This is a genomic window from Streptomyces sp. NPDC087440, assembly GCF_044744005.1.
Taxonomy (GTDB): Bacteria; Actinomycetota; Actinomycetes; order Streptomycetales; family Streptomycetaceae; genus Streptomyces.
Genome location: NZ_JBIUXN010000015.1, coordinates 173822 through 194503, shown reverse-complemented (window position 1 = coordinate 194503; position 20682 = coordinate 173822). Strand labels below are relative to the sequence as shown.

Annotated in this window: 17 protein-coding genes and 2 pseudogenes; 11 read left to right on the top strand and 8 right to left on the bottom strand. The window is 72.2% G+C overall.

Annotation, left to right across the window (positions count from 1 at the left end; all coding sequences use genetic code 11):
* Nucleotides 1-84: 84 nt before the first annotated feature.
* The 3 genes and pseudogenes from ACIO3O_RS27595 (at nt 85) to ACIO3O_RS27585 (ending at nt 4559) form a co-directional block, all read left to right on the top strand.
* Nucleotides 85-654 carry a cysteine dioxygenase gene (locus ACIO3O_RS27595; RefSeq protein ID WP_401750294.1) on the top strand — a complete coding sequence of 190 codons (570 nt, stop codon included), beginning with the start codon at nt 85-87 and terminating at the stop codon, nt 652-654.
* Entirely contained in the window at nt 654-1730 is a 1077-nt protein-coding gene (locus tag ACIO3O_RS27590; RefSeq protein ID WP_401750292.1) for a YeiH family protein, read from the top strand. Before ACIO3O_RS27595 ends, ACIO3O_RS27590 begins: the two co-directional genes overlap by 1 nt.
* A 128-nt stretch (nt 1731-1858) precedes the next feature.
* A pseudogene (locus ACIO3O_RS27585) lies at nt 1859-4559 on the top strand (AAA family ATPase).
* A 52-nt stretch (nt 4560-4611) separates the two neighbouring features.
* Here the strand turns inward: ACIO3O_RS27585 and ACIO3O_RS27580 are convergent.
* Both ACIO3O_RS27580 and ACIO3O_RS27575 read right to left on the bottom strand, forming a co-directional pair.
* Complete coding sequence (locus tag ACIO3O_RS27580) at nt 4612-5907, bottom strand: MFS transporter (RefSeq protein ID WP_401750290.1); 1296 nt, start codon at nt 5905-5907, stop codon at nt 4612-4614.
* Between the two features lie 2 nt (nt 5908-5909).
* Nucleotides 5910-7082, bottom strand: coding sequence for a GDSL-type esterase/lipase family protein (locus ACIO3O_RS27575; RefSeq protein WP_401750288.1), 1173 nt, complete (start codon nt 7080-7082; stop codon nt 5910-5912).
* Nucleotides 7083-7197: 115 nt separating this feature from the next.
* Between ACIO3O_RS27575 and ACIO3O_RS27570 the strand changes: the two genes are divergently transcribed.
* From ACIO3O_RS27570 to ACIO3O_RS27555, 4 genes are all read left to right on the top strand, one after another.
* The gene (locus ACIO3O_RS27570; RefSeq protein WP_401750286.1) at nt 7198-8154 is read left to right on the top strand and encodes a TetR family transcriptional regulator C-terminal domain-containing protein; all 957 of its coding nucleotides are present in this window, start codon (nt 7198-7200) and stop codon (nt 8152-8154) included.
* A 159-nt stretch (nt 8155-8313) separates the two neighbouring features.
* Entirely contained in the window at nt 8314-9207 is an 894-nt protein-coding gene (locus ACIO3O_RS27565; protein ID WP_401750284.1) for a 3-keto-5-aminohexanoate cleavage protein, read from the top strand.
* A gap of 56 nt (nt 9208-9263) precedes the next feature.
* Nucleotides 9264-10250 carry a 3-hydroxyacyl-CoA dehydrogenase NAD-binding domain-containing protein gene (locus ACIO3O_RS27560; protein WP_401750283.1) on the top strand — a complete coding sequence of 329 codons (987 nt, stop codon included), beginning with the start codon at nt 9264-9266 and terminating at the stop codon, nt 10248-10250.
* A gap of 50 nt (nt 10251-10300) precedes the next feature.
* On the top strand, nt 10301-10831 hold the full coding sequence (locus ACIO3O_RS27555) for a thioesterase family protein (RefSeq protein WP_401750404.1): 531 nt from the start codon (nt 10301-10303) through the stop codon (nt 10829-10831).
* Between the two features lie 56 nt (nt 10832-10887).
* On the opposite strand, the gene ACIO3O_RS27550 is transcribed toward ACIO3O_RS27555, so the two are convergent.
* The 3 genes and pseudogenes from ACIO3O_RS27550 to ACIO3O_RS27540 form a co-directional block, all read right to left on the bottom strand.
* Nucleotides 10888-11322, bottom strand: a complete 435-nt coding sequence (locus tag ACIO3O_RS27550; RefSeq protein WP_401750281.1) for a hypothetical protein — start codon at nt 11320-11322, stop codon at nt 10888-10890.
* 135 nt (nt 11323-11457) lie between these two features.
* A complete protein-coding gene (locus tag ACIO3O_RS27545; protein WP_401750280.1) occupies nt 11458-11883 on the bottom strand; it encodes a hypothetical protein in 426 nt (141 codons plus the stop codon).
* 116 nt (nt 11884-11999) lie between these two features.
* Nucleotides 12000-12461 (bottom strand): annotated as a pseudogene (locus ACIO3O_RS27540) (ATP-binding protein); the annotation flags it as partial.
* A 240-nt stretch (nt 12462-12701) separates the two neighbouring features.
* Between ACIO3O_RS27540 and ACIO3O_RS27535 the strand changes: the two are divergent.
* The 3 genes from ACIO3O_RS27535 (at nt 12702) to ACIO3O_RS27525 (ending at nt 14795) form a co-directional block, all read left to right on the top strand.
* Complete coding sequence (locus ACIO3O_RS27535; protein WP_401750278.1) at nt 12702-13562, top strand: helix-turn-helix domain-containing protein; 861 nt, start codon at nt 12702-12704, stop codon at nt 13560-13562.
* A gap of 93 nt (nt 13563-13655) precedes the next feature.
* Entirely contained in the window at nt 13656-13871 is a 216-nt protein-coding gene (locus ACIO3O_RS27530; protein WP_266660214.1) for a DUF397 domain-containing protein, read from the top strand.
* A 99-nt stretch (nt 13872-13970) separates the two neighbouring features.
* Nucleotides 13971-14795 (top strand): SAM-dependent methyltransferase, encoded by an 825-nt coding sequence (locus tag ACIO3O_RS27525; protein ID WP_401750276.1) that lies wholly within the window; start codon nt 13971-13973, stop codon nt 14793-14795.
* A 37-nt stretch (nt 14796-14832) separates the two neighbouring features.
* Here the strand turns inward: ACIO3O_RS27525 and ACIO3O_RS27520 are convergent, their stop codons facing one another.
* Nucleotides 14833-15912: a hypothetical protein gene (locus ACIO3O_RS27520; RefSeq protein ID WP_401750274.1), complete on the bottom strand. Its 1080-nt coding sequence runs from the start codon at nt 15910-15912 to the stop codon at nt 14833-14835.
* A gap of 257 nt (nt 15913-16169) precedes the next feature.
* Between ACIO3O_RS27520 and bglX the strand changes: the two genes are divergently transcribed.
* Nucleotides 16170-18479, top strand: a complete 2310-nt coding sequence (bglX, locus tag ACIO3O_RS27515; RefSeq protein WP_401750273.1) for a beta-glucosidase BglX — start codon at nt 16170-16172, stop codon at nt 18477-18479.
* Nucleotides 18480-18538: 59 nt separating this feature from the next.
* Here the strand turns inward: bglX and ACIO3O_RS27510 are convergent, their stop codons facing one another.
* Together ACIO3O_RS27510 and ACIO3O_RS27505 are read right to left on the bottom strand one after the other, a co-directional pair.
* On the bottom strand, nt 18539-19357 hold the full coding sequence (locus tag ACIO3O_RS27510) for a hypothetical protein (protein WP_401750270.1): 819 nt from the start codon (nt 19355-19357) through the stop codon (nt 18539-18541).
* A complete protein-coding gene (locus ACIO3O_RS27505) occupies nt 19357-20646 on the bottom strand; it encodes a VWA domain-containing protein (RefSeq protein WP_401750268.1) in 1290 nt (429 codons plus the stop codon). The genes ACIO3O_RS27510 and ACIO3O_RS27505 overlap by 1 nt, the downstream gene beginning before the upstream one ends.
* Between the last annotated feature and the right edge of the window lie 36 nt (nt 20647-20682).

Sequence of the window (20682 nt, the reverse complement as noted above, 5' to 3'; positions counted from 1 at the left end):
CTCCACGAGGCATAAGCAGGATTTGGGGAACTGCGTACGAATCGGTGTTGGACGTGATGGATCGGGCGGCTGCACGCTGCCCGTATGACCACGACTTCGACCGCCTACACGGCCGCGCGCACGACCGCCCGCCTGGACGCCCTCGTCGCTTCGGTACGCGAAGCCGTGGGCCAGGGCCTGCCGCCGGACCTCACCGCCTACCTCGTCGGCGAACGCCTCGCCCCGCACCTGGGCGCGGACGACCTGCTGACCGAGGAGCAGCAGGAGTCCGACCCCCACTGTTACCGCCAGCACCTGCTGCACGCCGAGCACGACGGCAGCTTCTCGATCGTCGCCCTCGTCTGGCTGCCCGGCCAGCAGACCTCCGTCCACGACCACGTCTCCTGGTGCACGACCGGGGTCCACGTCGGCGAGGAGCGCGAGCGCCGCTACCGGCTGGTTCCCGCCGCCGAGGGCGCCCGCGCGCACCTCGTCGCCACCGACGACGTCGTCAACCCGCAGGGCGCGGTCTGCGGCTTCGCGCCGCCCGGCGACATCCACCGGGTCTGGAACGCCTGCGACGACCTCGCGATATCGCTGCACGTCTACGGTGCGGACATCTCCCGCATCGGCTCCAGCGTCCGCCGCGTGTACGAACTCCCGGCCGACCGCTGATGGCGCTGCTGCGGGAACGCCCGACCCGCCGCCCTCTCCTCGCCGCACCCCCGGCCGCCCCCGGCAAGCTGCCCGGGCTGACCCTGGCCGTCCTGGGCGTGGCCGCCGCCTGGGGAATCCACCGGATCGTCCCGGCCGTACCGATGCTGACGGCGGCCGTGGTGCTGGGCATCGTCGTCGCGCACCTGCCCCTGGCCCGTACGACGGTACGCGGAGCGGCGCGCCCCGGCCTCACCTTCGCCGCCAAGCGCCTGATGCGGGTCGGCATCGTCCTGCTCGGCCTGAAGCTGAGCCTCGACGACGTCCTGGGCATCGGCTGGGCGACGGTGCTGATGGTCCTCGCCGTGGTCGCCGCGACCTTCTTCGGCACCTGGTGGCTGGGCCGGAAGATGGGCCTGCCCGGCGACCAGCCCCTGCTGATCGCCACCGGCTACTCGATCTGCGGGGCGTCCGCGATCGGCGCGGTGAGCGAGGCCACCGACAGCGACGAACGCGACACGGCGACCTCCGTCGCCCTCGTCACCCTGTGCGGCACCCTCGCGATAGCCGTACTCCCGTTGCTGCACGGCCCGTTGGGGCTCACCGACGCCGAGTTCGGCCGCTGGGTCGGGGCCAGCGTGCACGACGTCGGCCAGGTCGTGGCGACGGCGCAGACAGCCGGACCCGGGGCGCTCGGCGAAGCGGTCCTGGTGAAGCTGATGCGGGTGGCGCTGCTGGCGCCGCTGGTGGCGGCGGTGGCGCTGTCGGTACGCCACCGGCACAAGGTCGCTGCCGCGGGGCGGGCCGCTGCCGACGCCCCCGCCACGGGGCAGAAGCGACCGCCGATCGTGCCGCTGTTCGTGGTGGGCTTCCTGGTGATGGTGCTGGTGCGCACGACCGGCTGGGTGCCGCCACTGGGCCTCGACATCGCCCAGCAGACGCAGGAACTCCTGCTGGCCGCCGCCCTGTTCGGCCTGGGCAGCGCCGTCCACCTGCCGTCGCTGACCCGGACGGGGGGCCGGGTTGCGGGGCTGGGGCTGTGCGCGTGGGTGGTCGTGGCCGGGGTGTCGTACGGGGGAGTGCTGCTCACGGGGTGAGACGGACGGGGCGGTTGCGGGGCGGCTATGGCCCGCAACCGCCCCCCGTCGAGGGGAAATTCCGGAGAAGCTGGTCAGTGGCCGAAGCGTAGGGATACGCTCGGAATTCCGACGTACCGAGGGAAGGAATGCCCGTGCCCCGGCCGGAAACCCCAGCACCCGCAGCGCAGTTGATCGAACGCGAAGCGGAACTGGAGTCGGCCGCGAAGGCCCTCGACGCCCTGTGCGCACCCTCCGCACCCCGCGGCGGCGTCCTCCTCTTCCGCGGCGAAGCAGGCATCGGCAAGACCGCCCTCCTCGCAGAGATCCAGCGCCGCGCCCGGGCCCGCGACTGCGCCGTCTGGTCGGCCCGCGGCGGCGAGACGGTCGCCTCCGTCGCCTTCCACGTCGTACGCCATCTCCTCCAGCCGGCCCTGGCCGGCGCCAGCGACACCGCCACCCGGGACCTGCTCGGCGAATGGCACTCCAGCGTCGCCCCCGCCCTCGGCATCGTCACCCGCAGCAGCGAGGTGAAGGCCGACCCGCGGGGCGTCCGCGACGGCCTCGACGCCCTGTTCGACAACCTCGCCGTGCGCCACCACCCGCTGGTCCTCGTCGTCGACGACCTCCAGTGGAGCGACCTGGAGACCCTGCGCTGGCTGGTCCCGTTCGCCGCACGCGCCGACGTACCCCTGGCGACCCCGGTCCCTCCGGTGCTGCTGGTCGCCGCCTACCGCACCAACGAGGCGGACGGCGAGACCGCCACCCTGCTCCGCGAACTGGACAGCACCGTGCGCCGCGTGGGCACCGACGTCCTCCTGGGCCCGCTCTCGCCCACGGGCACCGCCCGCTTCGCCCGGGAAGTGCTGGGGGAGCACGCCGACGACCCGTTCTGCCGCGAGGTGTGGGCCGTGACCGGCGGCAACCTCTTCGAGACCGTCGCGCTCGTCGCCCGGGCCAAGGCCCAGGAGCTCGAACCGGTCGAGGGCACCGCGGACAGGCTGCGCCCCCCTGATGGCGACCGAACGCCCCGAAGGGCTGATGGAGCGGCTCAAGGCGAAGGGCGGGCACACCCTCAGCTTCGCGTTCGCCGTCGCCGTCCTGGAGTCCGACGTCTCCCTCAAGCAGGCCGCCAAGGTGGTGCGGATCAACGTCGAGGACGCCGTCGAGTGCGCCCACTGGCTGCGGGACATCCGCATCCTCAAGGGCGAGGACGAGCACCTGGAGTTCGTCCACCCGACCATCGCCACCGCCGTCAACGAGGCGGTGCCCACCTGGGTCCGCCTCGCGATGTACGGCATCGTCGCCGAAGTCCTGCTCGAAGACGGGCGCGGCGCCGCGGCGGCGTCCCGCTACCTCCTGGACGTACCGCCCGAGGACAACGCCGACCTGGTCGAGCAGATGCGGGCCGCCCACCGGGAGTACGTCGCGGTCGGCGCACCCGACGCCGCCCGGCTCTGTCTGGAGCGGGCGCTGAAGGAGCCGCCGCTGCCCACCGTCAGAGCCCAAGTGCTCTACGAACTGGGCAAGCTCATCACCCTCACCGCGCCCGCCACCGCCGTCGACTACCTGAAGGAGGCCCTGGACCAGCCCGGCCTCGACGACGAGCAGCAGGCCGACGCCGTGTTCCTGCTGTCGCAGGCGCTCACCCACAACGACCAGGCCGCCGAGGCCGGTCAGATGGTGGCCCAGGTGGCCGCCGACGCCGCTCCCGGCCCGCTGCGGATGCGGTTGCAGACCATCCAGTTCCTCTGGGAGGGCGTGTACGCCACCGAGTTCGACGGACCCGCCAGGTCCCGGCGGCTCAAGGACGCCGCCGCGCAGGTCGAGGGCCGGGACACCACCGAACAGGCCCTTTTGATGCTGCGCGCCTTCGACGCGACCGCCGTCGGCGAGGACGCGGAGACGATCGTGGAGATCGGCGACCGGGCCCTCGTCAACGACAGCCTGCCGCCGGGCCTGAACTGGACCGACCAGACCTGGGGCTTCGAGGTGCCCGCCCTGCTCGGCCTCAGCTACGCCTTCGCCGACCGGCTCAACCACGCCGACGCCCTGTTCGCGGACGCCCGCCGGGCCTTCACCGAGGTCGGCTGGAGCGGCGGCCACCTGGCCTTCGCGTACGCGCTGACCGGATACGTCCAGCGGCGGCGCGGCAACCTGGTGCGGGCCGAGGAGGACCTCAAGGAGAGCGTCCGGCTCGCTGAGCGCATCGGGCACGGCCTGCCCATGCACTGGGACGCCGTGTGCATGCTCATCGACACGCTGCTGGCCCGCGGCCGGGTCGACGAGGCCCGCAAGGTCGCCGACGACTTCGGCTTCCACGCCCCGTACCCCACCACGATCGTCATCCCCGACGCCGCCTCGGTACGGGGCAGGCTGCTGCTCGCGCAGGGCCGTACCAAGGAGGCCGTCGCCGAACTGGAGGCGGCGGGCGAGGCGCTCAAGGCCCGCGGCAGGCACAACACGGTGCTCGCCCCGTGGGCCCTGGACCTGGCCCGCGCGGTCGCCCCGGACGACCCGGAGCGCGCGGCGCAGCTCGCCCGGTACGCACGCGAGAAGGCCGAACGGTTCGGCACCAACACCGCGATCGGCGAAGCCATGCGTTGCCAGGCCGAGCTGGTCCAGGGGCAGCAGCGGGCGGAACTGCTGCGGCGCGCCGTGGACCTGCTCGGCTCCTCGCCCTGCAAGTACGAGCACGCCGGGGCCCGCGTCGAATGGGGCATCGCCACCGGTTCCCGCAGCGAACTGGAGCGGGGCCGCGCCATCGCGGTCGCCTGCGGTGCGGCCGAGCTGGTCAAGTCGGCCGACCGGGCACTGCGCGAGCTGGGCTTCCCGGACGCCGACGAGTAACGCGCACCGCGGTGCCCCGCGGTGCCCCGCGGTGCCCGGCGTCGTACGGGTGTTACTTCTCCAGCTCCTTGTGCGCGTTCTCCGGCAGCCGGAAGAACACCGCCGAGGACACCAGGCACAGCACGGCGACGTACCACGGGAACAGCCCCGGATTGCCGATCTCCTTGAACAGCGTCCCCATGTACGGCGCGGTCCCGCCGAACATCGCCACCGTCAGCGAGTACGGGAACCCGATCCCCGAGGCGCGCACCTTCGCCGGGAAGATCTCCGCGTTGACCGCCGCCGAGATCGACGTGAACCCCGTCAGCAGCACCATCCCCGCGCAGCTCACCAGCACCAGCGTCCCGAACGAGACGCCCCCGTCCACCACCCGCAGCAGCGGCACGATCAGCAGCGCGAACCCGAGCCCCGAGAACAAAAGCAGCGGCCTGCGCCCGATCCGGTCCGAGAGCAGCCCGCCCAGCGGCTGGAGCACCGCGAAGAACGCCAGCGAGATCGTCCCCGCGAGCAGCGCGTCCGACTTGTCGAAACCGCCGTTCAGCTCCGCGTAGGTCGGCAGGTAGGACGTCCACGTGTAGTACGAGATGGTGCCGCCCGCGGTGATTCCGCAGATCAGCAGGGACTGGCGCGGGTACTTCCGCAGCGCGTCGAACAGCCCCGGCCGCTCGGTGCGCTCCACCGGCGCGTGCGTCTCGTGCGCCCCGCGACGAATCCAGAACCCCACCAGGCTCAGCACGGCACCCAGCACGAACGGCACCCGCCAGCCCCACCCGTCCATCTGCCCGTCGCTGAGGTTCGACACCAGCAGTGCGGCGATCCCGGACGCGGCGAGCTGCCCCGCGGTCGTGGACACGTACTGGAAACTGGAGAACAGCCCCCGCCTGCCGGGCCCCGCCGACTCCACCAGGAACGTCGTCGACGCGGCGAACTCCCCGCCCACGGACAGGCCTTGGAGCAGCCGCGCCAGCACCAGGATCACCGGCGCGAGCACCCCCACCGAGGCGTACGTCGGCGTCAGCCCGACCAGCAGACTGCTCCCGCCCATCAGCAGGATCGTCACCGTCAGCGCGGCCCGCCGCCCGTGCCGGTCCGCGACCGCGCCCAGCAGCAGCCCGCCGACCGGCCGCATGAAGAACCCGACCGCGAACACCGCGAAGGTCGACAGCAGCGGCACCAGCGGGCTGCCCGCGCTCTTCGGGAAGATCTGCGCCGCGATGAACGTCGCCAGGAAGGTGTACGCGTACCAGTCGTACCACTCGACGGCATTGCCGACGGAGGCGGCAAGGAGTTGCCTGAGGGGTTTGCGGACGGGGTTCGGCGGCGCGGCCGGCCTGGTCGTCTCAGTCATGATCAGGACAATTGCGGAATCGGGGGAGCGGCACAAGGGTCTGATGTGAAGGGCGCGTCAAGGAGTGCCCCGCCCGGGAGTCCGTCGCCCAGGACCTTGCGCAGAGCGCCGAGGAAGCGCCGGGCGAACACCGGGTGCCCGGTCGGGCCCGGATGCAGCCGGTCCAGACCCGGCGGCTCCAGCATCAGCGGGACCTCGCGCGGCCCGAAGACGTCGAGCCCGTTGATGTGGCGCAACTTCACATCGCCGTGCGAGCGCAGGAGGTGGACGACGTCGCGGGTGCGCGCGCGGATCTCCTCGACGGTCATTCCGGTCGGCCCGCGCAGCGTCTCGCGGTCCGGCGCGACGATCGCCGACATGAGGACGAACGGGGTGTCGGGGTGCCGTTCGCGGACCGTGCGGACGAAGCCGATGAGCGCGGCGTCGAAGGCGCCGGGACTGTGGCTGCCGAGCGACTGGACGTTGATCCCCACGCAGGCGGTGAGCAGTTCGGCGGGCAGGTCGCGCATCAGGCGTGCGGTCATCGGCTGGAGGCAGCAGGCCGCGCCCAGCGCGAGCGACGTCAGGTCGAGCCCGGCGCTGCGGGCGACCAGCGCGGGCCAGGCATGAACCGGCGAGGCGGCCCCGCGCCCCTGCGAGATGGAACTCCCGTAATGCACCCAGCGCGGCAGCACGCCGGTGTCGGGGGCGAGCGCCGCCCCCGCGTCCAGGACCAGGGAGCGCAGCCGGAACTGGTGGTAGGTCGGCAGCCACAGCTCCACCGTGACCATCCGCCCCGGCAGGCGTGCCGTACGGAACTCCGCATCACCGCCGTGGGCCGTCAGCTCGACCGTCTCCACCGGCCTTCCGTCGCAGACCACGTCGAGCCGGGGCTGTTCCTGCACGCCGGTCAGCCGGGGCGCCGGGTCGGCCTGGTAGCGGCAGACCAGGGAACCGCTGTCGGTACGGAACGTCAGTCGCACCCCGGCGGGCATCGCCGCCCGGCCGATGCCGCCCTCGGGCAGATACAGCCTCGCCTCCTCGTGGGGCACCCGCCAGGGGGAGAACCAGGCGCCGCCGGGGCCGCGCTGCACGGAGACGGCGCCGCGGAAGCGGAGCGCGGGATGGCCGCCGGGCACGGTGCCGTTCTCCGTGCGGGTCTCGGCGGCCGGGGAATCGGCTGTCGCGTCGGTCACGCTGGGGTCCTTCCGTGGGAATCTTGCCTGACTGACTCATCAGTCGCTATCTCAATGCCCTGGTGAAGGCGGTAGGCGTTGAGATTTGCTCAATACGTGCGTACGGTGGCCGACCATGCAGCACGAACCAGCCGACGGCGCGGCCGACACAGCGACCGAGACAGCGGCCGACACAGCGGCCGAGACTGCGGCCGACACAGCGACCGACGTGGCCGCCCGGGTCCGGGAGGTCGTCGCGGCGGCCGGAGTCAGCCAGCGGGAGTTCGCCCGGCGGGTCGTGATGGACCCCTCGAAGCTGTCCCGCTCGCTGGGCGGCACCCGTCGGTTCACCGCCGCCGAACTGGCCAGGATCGCCGACACGGCCGGCGCCGACGTGGGCTGGCTGCTGGGCTCGCGCCCGCCTGCGGCCGCGCCGGTACGACGTACCCGCGACACCGCCACGACCGCTGCCGCACCGGACGGCGGCCGGCCCCTGCAGATCGTGCGCGAGGCCGTCCGGCTCATCGCCGAACGCGGATTCCACGCGGTACGGGTCGCCGACATCGCCGAGGCCTGCGCCACCAGCACCGCCACCATCCACTACCACTTCCCGGGCCGGGACGACCTGCTCGAAGCCGCCGTCCGTTGGTGCATGGACGAGGACACGGCGCGCCGGGCCGCCCGTACCGCCGAGGCCCAGAACGCCGCCGACGAACTGCACCAGCTCATCGAGCTCCAGGTCCCGTACAGCGAGCAGCAGCGCCGCCAGTGGCTCGTCTGGGTCGACCTCTGGGCCCAGGCCGCACGCTCGACCGCCGTGGGCCGGCTGCACGTCGACTACTACCGGCAGTGGCGGGACACCGTTGCCGACGTCGTACGTCGCGGAGTCGCCCAGGGAGCCTTCAGGCCCGGCACCGACCCCGAGGGCGCGGCACTGCGCCTCACCGCCCTCATCGACGGGCTCGCCGCCCAGGTGCTCGCCTCGACGCCCGGCGCCGCCGGCGGGACGAGCGCCGAGGACATGCACGGCGCGCTCCTCGACCACGTGGCCGCGACCCTCCTCCCTGTCCGGCCGACTCCCTCCCATGCCTGACCGATCCCCTCCCACGGCTGACCGACCCCCTCCCATGCCTGACCGATCCCCTCCCACGGCTGATCCGTTGCGCTCCCGCGCCCCTGCGGTCCGCCTCCCCGCTTGATCGGTCCCCTCCTCCGCACCTCCCCAACCACCGCTCCCCGTAAGGAGATCCGCATGACCGTGAACCAGGACGTCATCATCACCTGCGCCCTCACCGGCGCGGGCGACACCGTCCGCAAGAGCCCGCACGTCCCCGTCTCCCCGGAGCAGATAGCCACCTCCGCCGTCCAGGCGGCCGAGGCCGGGGCGGCCGTCGTGCACATCCACGTGCGCGACCCCGAGACCGGCGACCCGTCCCGCGACCCGCACCTCTACCGCGAGGTCGTCGAGCGGATCAAGGAGACCGGCACCGACGTCGTCATCAACCTCACCGCGGGCATGGGCGGCGACCTGGTGATCGACCCGGACCAGCCGCTCAAGGACTTCCCGCTGCCCGGCACCGACCTGGTCGGCGGCCTGGACCGGCTTCCGCACGTCGAGGACCTCCTGCCCGACATCTGCACCCTCGACTGCGGCTCGCTGAACTTCGGCGACAACCTCTACATCTCCACCCCCGACATGCTCCGCGCCGGTGCCCGGCGCATCCAGGAGCTGGGCGTACGGCCCGAGTTGGAGATCTTCGACACCGGCCAGCTGTGGTTCGCCAAGCAGCTGAAGGCCGAGGGCCTGCTCGACGACCCCACCGTCTTCCAGTTGTGCATGGGCATCCCGTGGGGCGCGCCCGCCGACCCCGGCGTCCTCCAGTCGATGGTCAACATGCTGCCCGAGGGCGCCCAGTTCGCCAGCTTCGCCCTGGGCCGGATGCAGATGCCGTGGGTCGCCCAGTCCATCCTGCTCGGCGGCCACGTCCGGGTCGGCCTGGAGGACAACCTCTACCTCGGCAAGGGCAACAAGGCCACCAACGCCCAGCTCGTCGAGCGCGCCGTCACCATCACCGAGTCGCTCGGCTCCCGGGTCGCCACCCCGGACGAGGCCCGCGCCACGCTCGGCCTGAAGCCGCGCGCCTGACGCCCCGACCACTCGTCAACCCTGCCCGCAGTACGAGGAGTTCTCCCCCCCCCACCATGACTTCCCCCACACCCCCCTGCGCCCCCGAGGACGTACGCCGCGTCGCCTGTGTCGGTGCCGGTGTCATCGGCGGCGGCTGGGTCGCCCACTTCCTGGCCCGCGGCTACGACGTCACCGCCTGGGACCCCGCCCCCGACGCCGAACAGAAGCTGCGCCGCCTCGTCGACGCCGCCTGGCCCGCCCTGACCCGGCTCGGGCTCGCCGACGGCGCGTCCCCGGACCGGCTCACCGTCACCGCGACCCTCCACGAGGCCGTCGCCGAGGCCCAGTTCGTCCAGGAGAGCGCCCCCGAGAAGTTGGAGCTGAAGCGCGACCTGCTGCGGCAGCTCGACGCCGCCGCCCCCGCCGGGGTCGTCATCGCGTCCTCCACCTCCGGCTACCCGATGACCGACATGCAGACCGAGGCCGCCGACCCCGGCCGCCTCGTCGTCGGGCACCCCTTCAACCCGCCCTACCTGATCCCCCTGGTCGAGGTCGTCGGCGGCGAGCGCACCAGCGCCGAGGCCGTCGCCTGGTCGTCCCGCTTCTACGAGGTCGCGGGCAAGTCCGTCATCACCATGGACCGCGAGGTCCCCGGCTTCATCGCCAACCGCCTCCAGGAAGCCCTGTGGCGCGAGGCCCTGCACATGGTCGCCAACGGTGAGGCCACCGTCCGCGAGATCGACGACTCGATCACCGAGGGGCCCGGCCTGCGCTGGGCGTTCATGGGCCCGATGCTCACCTTCGCCCTCGCGGGCGGCGAGGGTGGCATGGCCCACATGCTCGACCACTTCGGCCCCTCCCTGAAGTCCCCGTGGACCCGCCTCGAAGCCCCCGAACTCGACAGGAAGCTGTACGACGCCGTGGTCGCCGGATGCGACGACGCCGCCGAAGGACGCACCATCGCGGACCTCGTCGCCGAACGCGACCAGGGCGTCATCGACATCCTGCGCGCCACCGGCCGCCTTCCGCAGCAGCGCACCGCGGGGGAGGACGGCAAGTGAGCGGCGAAGCACGCGTCGGGGACCGCCAGGACGTCACCGACACCACCGAACTGGACGGCGTCGTCACCTGCCTGCCGCTCGTCCACCACACGGTCCGCCCCGAGTGGATCGACTACAACGGCCACATGAGCGAGGCCTTCTACGTCCTCGTCTTCGGGTACGCCACCGACGCCATGATGATCGAGACCGGTCTGCACGCGGGCTACCGCGAGTCCACCGGCTGCTCCCTCTACACCGTCGAGGCGCACATCCGCTACCTCAGCGACGTTCCCGAGGGCGCCCGCCTCGCCGTCCGCACCCGGGTGCTGGGCGTCGACGCGAAGAAGCTGCGCTTCACCCACGAGCTGTTCGTGGTCGACACCGAGGCGGCGGGGGAGTCGCCCACCATTCTGCCGACCGAGGCCGAACCGGTGGCCACCACCGAACTCCTCGCCCTGCACGTCGACCAGTCGGCGGGCCGCGCCACCGGGTTCCCGGAGACCATCCGCCGACGCCTGACAGACCTGCGCGAGGACGCCCCGTCCTGGGCGGGCCGCTCCATCGCGGAGGTCCCGTCGGGGGCACGGGCCGTGGACGCCTGAACCGGCCCGGACCGGCCCCGTACGGCAGGGGGCGGTCCGGCCGCCGGTGCGGAAGGTCAGCCGACCCGGTGGGGAGCCGTCAGCTCCTCGTACGCCGCGACGACGTCCTCCGCGTGGACGGCCACCATCTCCGCCCGGGTCGGCTTGCCCGTCGTCAGGGCCGAATACAGGCGCAGGTCGCGCAACGCGGCGGACTTCTGGCACAGCTCGCGCGCGAGGCGGCCGTTGCCCCTGGCGTCCGCCAGCCCGTCGACCAGCGCGCGGGTGAACACCGCCGCCAGCTCGGCATTCGCCTCGTTGTCCGGAACGTCCCCCTGCGAGGCCAGTACGGACTGCCCGATCAGGGTCGGCTCGGCGGCCGAGTACGACGGAAAGTCGCGTCCAGCGCCCGCTGCGCGTCGGCCGGCAGGTCCGCACGGGCGGCGTCCGTCGGTCCGGCCTGTGCGGCCGGGCGCGGGAGGGTCCGGACGGCGCGGGAGGGTCGGCGACATCCGGTACGGCGACGACCGGCTCCGGAGCGATGTCGGCTGCCTGTGGCGGGTACCACCACCCGCGCCCGGGCCAGCTCGGCCAGCCCCTCCATGCCGGGGCAGCAGCGGAAGACGTACTGCCACCGGCCGACCGGATCAGGGACGTGCGGGCAGCCCGTCCGCCCAGACCGGCGTCGTCCCCGCGAGCCTGCACACCATCAGGTACAGGGGGATGGGCGGGGTGTACGGAGCCGGGCCCTCGGGCCGGTGGATCAGGCGGGTGCGCGGCGCGGCGACGTAGGCCCCCGCCGCGTACCGTGCGGGCTCCGGCCACGGCACCCCGAGGTCCGAGCCGGACGGCACGATCCACCACCAGTGCTCCCCGTCGCCGTACCCGTCGGCGAACACGCACCCCGGACGCGGCAGCTGCCGCAGCAGCCGCTGCCCGTGCCGGGCGGGCAGCCCCACCGCGTCGCAGCCGAGCGGGGTGTGGTCCAGGGAGGGCGGCAGCGGCAGCCGGGCGGGACCGCCCGCACCGGCCCTGCGGACCCGGGTGAGCCGGGCGGCGAGGCGGTGGCTCATCGCAGCGCGCCGCCCTGTACGGACCCCGGCGGGGACAGTTCGGCGTCCAGTCCGTCCATCAGCTCGGCCCCGAGGGCGGCACCCATGGCGGCGTCCAGCCCGGGTCCGGCGCACGCGTGCGGCAGTTCCGCCCACACCGTCCGCCCCGACGACGACCCGGATTCCGATTCCGGGTCGTTCTCCTGCGACCCCCAGGCGTCGCACATGCCGTCCACCAGGATGAGCCCGCGCCCGTGCTCGCCCGCGTCCTGTGCGGTGCGCCGCAGCCGGGGGCCCTTCGGGCCGATGCCCTCGTCGCGCACCGCGATGCGCAGCCTGCCCTCGGCGTCGACCAGTTCGCAGCGCACCCGCTCGCTGCCCGTGTGGATCACCGCGTTGGTGACGAGTTCCGAGACGACCAGGCAGGCGGCGAAGCCGACGTCCTCGCCCAGGCCCCAGTCGCTCAGCCGGTCCGCCGTCAGGTGCCGTGCGCGCGCGACCGACTCCGGACATGCGGGCAGGGCGAAACCGTACCGACGGACGCAGGCCCCCTGAATCGGGCCCGTGACCGGGGAAAAGAGCGTGGAGCCAGGTACCACGACCGCATCCTCACCAAGGGGGGAGCGACCACCGTGCACCGCCTCCCCCGATGCGGTGCACGGTAGCCGCGTGAACCAGTTCACACCTCAACTCTCCCTCTGCTCACGTCACTTGGCAAGGGGCACTCTGGAAATTTCAGAGTGTCGTTTCGTAGATCAAGACCGCATGGCACACTGCTTCGCAACAGCACGTAGAGCACAACCGCCATTCAGTGACGGTGAGTTACGGGGAGGTTTCCCATGAGTGAACCGCGGTCCGCCCCGACCGTCGGGCAGGTGGTGCTCGGCAAGCGCCTGCAGGACCTGCGTGAACGCGCGGGATTCACGCGCGACCAGGCCGCCAAGGTGCTGCACGTCGCACCGGCGACCGTCCGCCGGATGGAGACCGCCGAGGTCGCCCTCAAGATCCCGTACGTACAGATCCTGCTGAAGGAGTACGGCTGCCCCGACGCCGACTGCGAGGCGTTCGTCCGGCTCGCCCAGGAGGCCAACCAGCCCGGCTGGTGGCAGCGGTTCCACGCGATCCTGCCCGACTGGTTCAGCATGTACGTGAGCCTGGAGGGCGCCGCCTCCGTCATCCGCACCTACGACCCGCACTTCGTCCCCGGCCTGCTCCAGACCGAGGACTACGCGCGCGCCGTCATGCGCAGCGGAGTCGTCGGGCAGACCCGCCCCGAGGACATCGAGCGGTACGTCGCGTTGCGCATGCAACGGCAGGCACTGCTCACCGGGCCCGACGCCCCCACCCTGTGGGCGATCATGGACGAAACGGTACTGCGCCGGATGGCCGGCGGCCCCGACGTGATGCGCGCCCAGGCCGACCGCCTGCTGGAGGCCGCCGAGCTGCCCAACGTCACCCTCCAGCTCGCCGAGTTCAGCAGCGGCCCGCACCCGGGCACCTTCGGCCCCTTCATCCTCTTCCGCTTCGCCGTGCCGGAACTCCCCGACATGGCCTACAGCGAGTACCTGACGGGCGCGGTCTACCTCGACGCGCGCCCCGAGGTGGCCACCCACCTCGAAGTCATGGACCGCATGGCGGCGCAGGCCGCCACCGCGTCACGCACCAAGGAGATCCTCGCGGATTTCCGCAAGGAGCTCTGAACCGTCATGTCCCACATTCCCCGCACCCCCCGCGCGGACCGGCGCACCGGCCGTCGCTCCGAACCCCGCCAGGGCCGCCGCATCTACAACGGCATGCCCGCCGCCGACCTGCCCGCCGACGGCTGGACCAAGCCCTGGAGCGGCGGCAACGGCGGTGCGTGCGTCGAGACCATGAAGCTGGCCGACGGCCGCGTAGCCGTCCGCCAGTCCACTGACCCGGACGGGCCCGCCCTCATCTACACCCCCGGCGAGATCGCCGCCTTCATCCAGGGCGCGAAGGCCGGCAAGGCAGACTTCCTCCTCACCTGAACGCACCCGATCCCACCTGAACACAGCACGCACGCACCACACATGAACCTCCCTCAGCACCCCTTACCTTCAGGCCACTTGACCTCCCAGGAGACCTCCATGACCGGACAGGACCGCACCACCGGCAGCTCCCCCTCCATCGAGATCGACACGAGCAAGCCGCACCCTGCCCGCATGTACGACTGGTTCCTGGGCGGCAAGGACAACTACCCCGTCGACGAGGAGATGGCCAAGCAGCTCCTCGAACTCGACCCGCGCGGACGGGAGATGGCCCGCGTCAACCGCGCGGTCATGCACCGGGCCACCCGCTGGCTCGCCGAGCACGGCATCCGCCAGTTCCTCGACATCGGCACCGGCATCCCCACCGAGCCCAACCTGCACCAGATAGCCCAGGCCGCCGCCCCCGAGTCCCGCATCGTCTACTGCGACTACGACCCGATCGTCCTCGCCCACGCCGAGGCCCTGCTGCGCAGCACCCCCGAGGGCGTCACCGAGTACATCCAGGCCGACGCCCGCGAGCCCGAGTCGATCCTGGAGCGCGCGGGCAAGATCCTCGACTTCGACAGGCCGATCGCCCTCTCCCTGGTCGCCCTGCTGCACTTCGTCGGCGACGAGGACGGTGCGTACGAGATCGTACGGAGCCTCATGGACCGCCTGGCGAGCGGCAGTTACCTCGTCCTCTCGCACGTCGCCCGCGACTTCGACCCGGAGGGCGCGGACACGGCGGCCGCCATGTACAAGGCGCGCGGACTCACCCTCCAGCCGCGTTCGCGCGAAGAGGTCGCCCGCTTCTTCGAGGGGTACGAGCTGGTGGAGCCCGGCGTCTCCCTGGCCGCCGAGTGGCGCCCGGAGCTGGGCGAGCCCGTCCCGGTCCAGGGCGACGACCCGATCCCGGGCTGGGTGGGCGTGGCCCGCAAGGCCTGAGCCGCGCGTCACGCCCCCGCTGCCGCCGAGCGAGCGGCTACCGCACCAGCGTCAGCACCAGCACCGCCACCAGTGCCGCCAGCACCGCCGCAGCGGTGATCAGCTGCACCCGGGGCCCGGACGCCACCTTCACCGCACGGACACCGTCCGCCGTGGGGAAGACGTAGAACTCGGCGTTCGGGTCCTCGGACAGGCCCACCCGGTACAGCGCCAGCTGCGAGAGCCGCACCGTACGCAGGATCTCGCGCGACCCCGGATCGGGGCGCTGGGCCGTGCGGAACTGTTGCAGCTCCGCACGGTGGCCCTCCTCCAGCAGGGCGGGCAGCGGGTCGTCCGGCTGCCGCAGCAGGACCTCGCTCCACCGGGCCGGACCCTTGATCTTCCACCGGACGCGCATCCCGGGCCAGGACTCGGGCAGCTCCCGCACCTGTCGCGTGTGGGTGCGGCCGACGTGCCCTTCCGTCCAGGTGACCTTCTGGCCCGTGCCCTCGCAGTGTCCGCAGGGGATCGTGCCCGCCTTCGCGCACTCGGGGCAGGCGACGCTGCCCGTGGTGCGGCACTCCGGGCAGTTGATCCGGCCCATGCCCCGGCACGAGGCGCAAGCGACGCCGGGCGTGCGGCACTTCAGGCACCGGACGCGTTCTGGGTCGTCGTCGTCCGGCTCCTCGGGCTGCGCGTGCCGACCGGCGGTCGATCCGTCGCAGGAACGGCAGGCGGTGCTGTCCTTGCACGCCTCGCACGGCACCCTGGGTGGGCAGTCCACCCGGCCCGCCCCCTTGCAACGGGGACACTGCATCCTGCCCTCACTGCAGTAGGCGCACGGCCGCCGGCTCAGCGAGCCGTGCCGGAACAGCCGGACCGGCTCGGTGTCGGACACGCTGCGGGGAGCCGGGACCTTCGCGGCCTTCAGCGTGGTGTCGTACGAGATCAGCGTGTCCAGGTCGGCGGGCTTCTCGTTGGCCTCGCACGGCACCTCGCGGCGCGATTCGTCCAGCCGGTCGACCGTGCACCGGGCGCGGTGCAGCCGGACGGGCTTGGACAAGCTCGCGGACGCCCCCGGTTTCAGGCGGCGACGTACGGCTGCGTGTATCTCTTCGTCGGACAGTTCCTCGGTCATGTCGGTGCCCTCCGCCGTCCCGGCATTTCCCCGCCCGCTGGGCAAGGTTAGAGGTCCGCCGACGCACCCTCAATGGGCCTGTGGATCGGCGCAGTTGAGACCTGTCTCATGCCTCCACCTCGTGTAAGCGCGTACATTCCCGTCGTGTCGCACCTCTTGACCCACCTGTAACAACCCCCTAGCTTCCACTCAACACTTGATGATCCGCACGCAATTCACGGCTACTTCTCGGCAGTACGTCTTCAGAGGGTGAACGCATGAGTGGTGTGAGACGACGCAGCGTCCTGGCTGCGTTCGGCGGAACGGTCGCGGCGGGCGCGGTCGCCGGAAGCGCGGGGGCCGCACAGGCCGCCGAGACACAAGCGGCGGCGGCCGCAGCCCCCAAGCCCGGCCGGAACCGCTACGAGCGCGAGATATCCGCGCTCGTGCGCAAGATGACCGTCGAGGAGAAGCTCGGCCAGCTCCAGCAGCTGCCCTGGTCCTGGGACACCGGACCGGGCGGCGGCGGCACCGAGGCGGCCACCGCCGCCGCCCGGAAGGGACAGCTCGGCTCCGTCCTGTCCATCTACGGCGGCAAGGCCAACAACGCCCTCCAGAAGATCGCCGTCGAGGAGACCCGCCTCGGCATTCCGCTTCTGTACGGATTCGACGTCATCCACGGCCTCTGGACGACCTTCCCCATCCCGCTCGCCCAGGCCGCCTCCTTCGACCCGAAGGTCGCCGCCACCGACGCCGAGGTGTCCGCCAAGGAGGCCCGCTCCAACGGCATCCACTGGACGTTCGCCCCCATGATGGACGTCACCCACGAGCCCCGCTGGGGCCGCATCGCCGAGGGCAACGGCGAAGACCCGTACCTCACCGCGGCGTTGGCGAAGGCGAAGGTGATCGCCTACCAGGGCACCGCCAAGGGCCGCGACCTGAAGGCCAAGGACAGGCTGGCCGCCTGCGCGAAGCACTACGTCGCCTACGGAGGCGCCGAGGGCGGCCGCGACTACAACACGGTCGTCGTCTCCGAGTCGCAGCTGCGCAACTACTACCTGCCGCCCTTCAAGGCGGCGATCGACGCCGACTGCGCCACCGTCATGGCGTCCTTCAACACCATCAACGGCGTTCCCGCACACGGCAATTCGCACACCCTCAACGAGATCCTCAAGGACGAGTGGGACTTCGACGGCCTCGTGGTCTCCGACTGGACCGGCATCCAGGAACTCATCCCGCACGGCTTCGCCGCCGACGGCGCGGACGCCGCCCGCCTGGGCCTCAATGCCGGTGTCGACATGGAGATGACCAGCACCCACCTGGTCACCAACGGCAAGAAGCTGCTGCGCTCCGGCCAGATATCCGAGCGCCGCCTCGACGACGCGGTCCGCCGCGTCCTGCGCCTGAAGTACGAGCTCGGACTCTTCGAGAACCCGTACGTCGACGAGGCCGCCGTCATCGGGGAGCCGACCCCCGAGACCCGCAAGGCCGCCCGCGAGACGGCGGCCCGCTCCATGGTGCTGCTGAAGAACGACAAGAAGGCCCTCCCGCTCGCCCCCACCACGAAGTCGATCGCGGTCGTCGGCCCGTTCGGCGACTCCGCCGACCTCCTCGGCGCGTGGGCCTTCCCCTTCGCCGCCAAGAAGGCCCCGGCGATCTCCGTGCTGGCGGGCGTGAAGGCCGCCGTGCCGGACGCCACCGTGACGTACGCGCTGGGCGTCGACGCCGACGGCAAGGACACCAGCAAGATTCCCGCCGCCGTCGCCGCGGCGAAGGCCGCCGACGTGACCGTCGTGGTCGTCGGCGAGGCCTCCGCGCTCAGCGGCGAGGCCGCCGCCCGCGCCGACATCAGCCTCCCCGGCGGCCAGGAGCAGCTCATCGCGGCGATCGCCGCCACGGGCAAGCCCTTCGTGGTCGTCCTCGTCAACGGCCGCCCGCTCACCGTGGGCGACTGGATCGGCTCCGCGCCCGCCGTCCTGGAGGCCTGGCACGGCGGCACCGAGGCGGGCAACGCCGTCGCCGACGTCCTGTTCGGCAAGGTCAACCCGGGCGGCAAGCTGCCGGTGACCTTCCCCCGCTCCGTCGGCCAGATCCCGATCTACTACAACCACGAGTCGACGGGCCGCCCGTACGACCCGAACAACAAGTACACGTCCAAGTACCTCGACCTGCCGAACGGCCCGGAGTTCGCCTTCGGCCACGGCCTCAGCTACACCACCTTCGAGACCGGCGCCCCGAAGCTGGGCCGCGACAGCATCTCCGCCCGCGCCCTGCGCTCCGGCGACACCGTCGAGGTCTCCGTCACCGTCACCAACACCGGTACCCGGGACGGCGATGAGGTCGTGCAGCTGTACGTGCACGACAGGTTCGCCAGCATCGTCCAGCCGGTCCGCAAGCTGCGCGGCTTCCGCCGGGTCACGCTCGCCGCGGGCAAGTCCACCACGGTGCGCTTCCCGCTCGGCGCGGACGACCTCGGCTTCTGGACGAACTCCGAGGACGGGAAGTTCGTTGTCGAGCCGGGTGACATCGACGTCTACGCCGGCACCAGCTCCGACGCGACCGCCAAGGCAGCCCTGAAGATCACCTGAGCATGAAAAGGGGGCGGGGAGTGTGAACTCCCCGCGCCACCATCACACATGACGGGACGTCAGTATCCCTGCGGTACCCGTGCCGGACGCCCCGAACCCCGCGTCAGCGCGTACCCCGCGACGCCCGCCAGCGCGGCCAGCACCGCGCCGCCCCCGGTCCACAGCCACCGGCTCGACCAGTTCCCGGACGCCCAGCCGCCCTCGGGCGAGGCCTGCACCGAGATCTGCCTCGGCTCGCCCTTCGCGTCGTCCTTCACCGTCGTCGCCCCCGGCACCAGCGGCGCCGTCAGCGCCCCGTCGACCGCCTTGGCCCCGCCCGCGTCGACCACCGCGGGCTGCACCTCGGCCTTCACCGGCAGCCCCAGGTCGTCGTCGGCGAGAGAGGTCACCGTCAGACGTACGAAATAGGAACCCGGCAGCGGGTCGTTCGACGACTGCTCGGCCCAGGACCGGACGGTCCGCAGGTGGCAGGCCAGCGACACCGAGGAGGCCTCCTTCGGCGCGGTCGCCGTCGAGGACCCGTAGGTGCACGCCTGCTTCCTGCGCAGCCCGTCGTACACGTCGAGCTGCCAGGTCTGCGCCCCGTGCCGCTGTGCCGACTCGGGAAGGGCGACCTTGGCCCGTACCGTCGCGTCCTGACCGGCGTCGGCCGGGAACACCCAGTACAGGTAGTCGCCGGTCGAGCCGCCCGCCGTGGCGAGCTGCCCCGACTTCACGGCCGTCGCGGTACGGAACGACGTCCCGGCCTCGGTCGGCGCGGCGCTCTCACCGGCCGACGGGGACGGCGAGGGCGACTCGTCCGCGCTCGCCGCGGGAGCCGCACCGAAAACCGCGAGCGCGGCCAGCAGCGCACCGCTCACCACACGTGTCGTACGCATCAGTTGGTCCTCCAGACCGCAACGCGCCAGCGCGAGAGCCAGCCGAACACCAGGCCCGCGAGCAGACCGACCAGCACCAGCACACCCAGCAGCCACCAGCCGTGCCCGAGCCCGAAGGACGCCACGTCGGCGGCCTGCTTTGGCGCGTCCACCAGGTCGAGAGCCAGCTCCACCGGCATGCCCGGCTCCGTCTTCACCGACGGCGGCGCGGAGAACGAACTGCTCACCTGGAGGCACACCGTCTCCGCCGGGGGCTCCTGCCCCTTCTCGGCGTCCACCTCCGCCTTCGGGTAGCGCAGCCCGGACGAGATCACGTCCGTGCGGCCGTCCCCGGACTCCTGGCCGCGCACGATCTCGCGCCCGCTGAGCGTGGAGGCCCGTACGAGAATCCCGTAGTCGTTGTTCACCGCGCGGTCCGCGCCGATGCTCACCGCGGCCCGCAGTTCCTGGCCCGGCTTCACCGCGACCTGGTACCAGCGGTGCTCGGCGAACTTCGCGCGGTCCGTGTAGAGACCGGCGGTCAGCTTCGGGGCGTCGGTGCAGGACGCGCCGCCCTTGGTGGCGACCGGGTTGACGACCGGGTCGGCCGCCCGGTCCACCAACTGTTTGACGCGCTTGGAGAGTTGCTCCTTGTGCTGCACGGCGGTGTAGGTGCCGCCGGTCGCCTCGGCGATGCAGGTGAGCTGCTGGCGGATCTTCGCGTTCGGCACCAGGCCGAGGGTGTCGATCACCAGGTGGGTGCCCTTGGCGGCGATCTCGCGCGCCACGACGCACGGGTCGAGGGGCCCGCAGGTGTCCTCGCCGTCCGTGATGAGCACGATCCGCCGGGTGGCGTCACCGCCCTCCAGGTCCTTCGCCGCGCCGAGCAGCGCGGGCCCGACCGGGGTGAAGCCGGTGGGGGCGAGGGTCGCGACGGCCGTCTTGGCCTCGGTGCGGTCCAGCTTGCCGACCGGGTAGAGCTGCCGGGTGTCCTCGCAGCCCTTCTTCTTGTCCTCGCCCGCGTAGTTCGCCCCGAGGGTCCTTATCCCGAGCCTGACCTCCTCGGGCGTGGCGTCCAGCACCTCGTTGAAGGCCTGCTTGGCGGCCGCCATCCGGGACTGGCCGTCGATGTCTCTGGCCCGCATCGAGCCGCTGACGTCGAGGACCAGCTCGACCTTGGGGGATTCCTTCGGGGCGCCCTCGGCGCTGTCCCCGTCGTCGGCGAGCGCCGGCGATGGGAGCAGCCCGGCGGCCAGAGCGGCGAGCAGTGCGCCGCACGCTCCGGCCGCCAGTCGTTTCCTTGTGATCATCGCCGGATCTTATGGAAGATAGTCAGCCCGGCACAA

Bases quoted from the DNA above. Each gene is read 5' to 3' on its own strand.
- ACIO3O_RS27595 (WP_401750294.1), top strand. From the start codon at position 85: ATGACCACGACTTCGACCGCCTACACGGCCGCGCGCACGACCGCCCGC.
- ACIO3O_RS27590 (WP_401750292.1), top strand. From the start codon at position 654: ATGGCGCTGCTGCGGGAACGCCCGACCCGCCGCCCTCTCCTCGCCGCA.
- ACIO3O_RS27580 (WP_401750290.1), bottom strand. From the start codon at position 5,907: ATGACTGAGACGACCAGGCCGGCCGCGCCGCCGAACCCCGTCCGCAAA.
- ACIO3O_RS27570 (WP_401750286.1), top strand. From the start codon at position 7,198: ATGCAGCACGAACCAGCCGACGGCGCGGCCGACACAGCGACCGAGACA.
- ACIO3O_RS27565 (WP_401750284.1), top strand. From the start codon at position 8,314: ATGACCGTGAACCAGGACGTCATCATCACCTGCGCCCTCACCGGCGCG.
- ACIO3O_RS27560 (WP_401750283.1), top strand. From the start codon at position 9,264: ATGACTTCCCCCACACCCCCCTGCGCCCCCGAGGACGTACGCCGCGTC.
- ACIO3O_RS27550 (WP_401750281.1), bottom strand. From the start codon at position 11,322: ATGTCGCCGACCCTCCCGCGCCGTCCGGACCCTCCCGCGCCCGGCCGC.
- ACIO3O_RS27545 (WP_401750280.1), bottom strand. From the start codon at position 11,883: ATGAGCCACCGCCTCGCCGCCCGGCTCACCCGGGTCCGCAGGGCCGGT.
- ACIO3O_RS27535 (WP_401750278.1), top strand. From the start codon at position 12,702: ATGAGTGAACCGCGGTCCGCCCCGACCGTCGGGCAGGTGGTGCTCGGC.
- ACIO3O_RS27530 (WP_266660214.1), top strand. From the start codon at position 13,656: ATGCCCGCCGCCGACCTGCCCGCCGACGGCTGGACCAAGCCCTGGAGC.
- ACIO3O_RS27525 (WP_401750276.1), top strand. From the start codon at position 13,971: ATGACCGGACAGGACCGCACCACCGGCAGCTCCCCCTCCATCGAGATC.
- ACIO3O_RS27520 (WP_401750274.1), bottom strand. From the start codon at position 15,912: ATGACCGAGGAACTGTCCGACGAAGAGATACACGCAGCCGTACGTCGC.
- bglX (WP_401750273.1), top strand. From the start codon at position 16,170: ATGAGTGGTGTGAGACGACGCAGCGTCCTGGCTGCGTTCGGCGGAACG.
- ACIO3O_RS27510 (WP_401750270.1), bottom strand. From the start codon at position 19,357: ATGCGTACGACACGTGTGGTGAGCGGTGCGCTGCTGGCCGCGCTCGCG.
- ACIO3O_RS27505 (WP_401750268.1), bottom strand. From the start codon at position 20,646: ATGATCACAAGGAAACGACTGGCGGCCGGAGCGTGCGGCGCACTGCTC.